Source organism: Celerinatantimonas sediminis (assembly GCF_046054195.1).
Lineage (GTDB): Bacteria > Pseudomonadota > Gammaproteobacteria > Enterobacterales > Celerinatantimonadaceae > Celerinatantimonas.
This window is the reverse complement of sequence record NZ_JBEQCS010000045.1, coordinates 1-1,078: the sequence shown is the minus strand read 5'-3', so window position 1 is coordinate 1,078 and position 1,078 is coordinate 1. Positions and strand designations below refer to the sequence as shown.

Here is a 1,078-nt window from a genome sequence, read left to right as displayed (position 1 = left end):
ACGAAGTACTGGAATATTAACCAGTTTCCCATCGACTACGCATCTCTGCCTCGCCTTAGGGGCCGACTCACCCTGCCCTGATTAACATTGGACAGGAAACCTTGGTTTTTCGGCGGGGAGGCTTTTCACCCCCCTTATCGTTACTCATGTCAACATTCGCACTTCTGATACCTCCAGCAAGCTTTACAACTCACCTTCGCAGGCTTACAGAACGCTCCTCTACCATATGTGCAAGCACATATCCGCAGCTTCGGTGGCATGCTTAGCCCCGTTACATCTTCCGCGCAGACCGACTCGACTAGTGAGCTATTACGCTTTCTTTAAAGGATGGCTGCTTCTAAGCCAACCTCCTAGCTGTCTAAGCCTTTCCACATCGTTTCCCACTTAGCATGCACTTTGGGACCTTAGCTGGCGGTCTGGGTTGTTTCCCTTTTGACGACGAACGTTAGCACCCGCCGTCTGTCTCCCGAGTAGTACTCATTGGTATTCGGAGTTTGCAAAGGGTTGGTAAGTCGGGATGACCCCCTAGCCTTAACAGTGCTCTACCCCCAATGGTATTCGCTCGAGGCGCTACCTAAATAGCTTTCGAGGAGAACCAGCTATCTCCCGGTTTGATTGGCCTTTCACCCCCAGCCACAAGTCATCCGCTAATTTTTCAACATTAGTCGGTTCGGTCCTCCAATTGGTGTTACCCAATCTTCAACCTGCTCATGGCTAGATCACCGGGTTTCGGGTCTATATCCAGCGACTATTCGCGCAGTTAACACTCGGTTTCCCTACGGCTCCACTATCCGCTTAACCTTGCCACTGAATATAAGTCGTTGACCCATTATACAAAAGGTACGCAGTCACGGAACAAGTCCGCTCCCACTGCTTGTACGTAAACGGTTTCAGGTTCTATTTCACTCCCCTCACAGGGGTTCTTTTCGCCTTTCCCTCACGGTACTGGTTCACTATCGGTCAGTCAGGAGTATTTAGCCTTGGAGGATGGTCCCCCCATCTTCAGACAACATATCACGTGTGTCGTCCTACTCGTTTTCACTTGAAGTTCCATCTGTGTACGGGGCTATCACCCTGT

Annotated in this window: 1 rRNA gene; it reads right to left on the bottom strand. The window is 50.6% G+C overall.

Annotation, left to right across the window (positions count from 1 at the left end):
* Window positions 1-1,078: ribosomal RNA gene (locus ABTQ23_RS21130) — 23S ribosomal RNA — on the bottom strand; the annotation flags it as partial.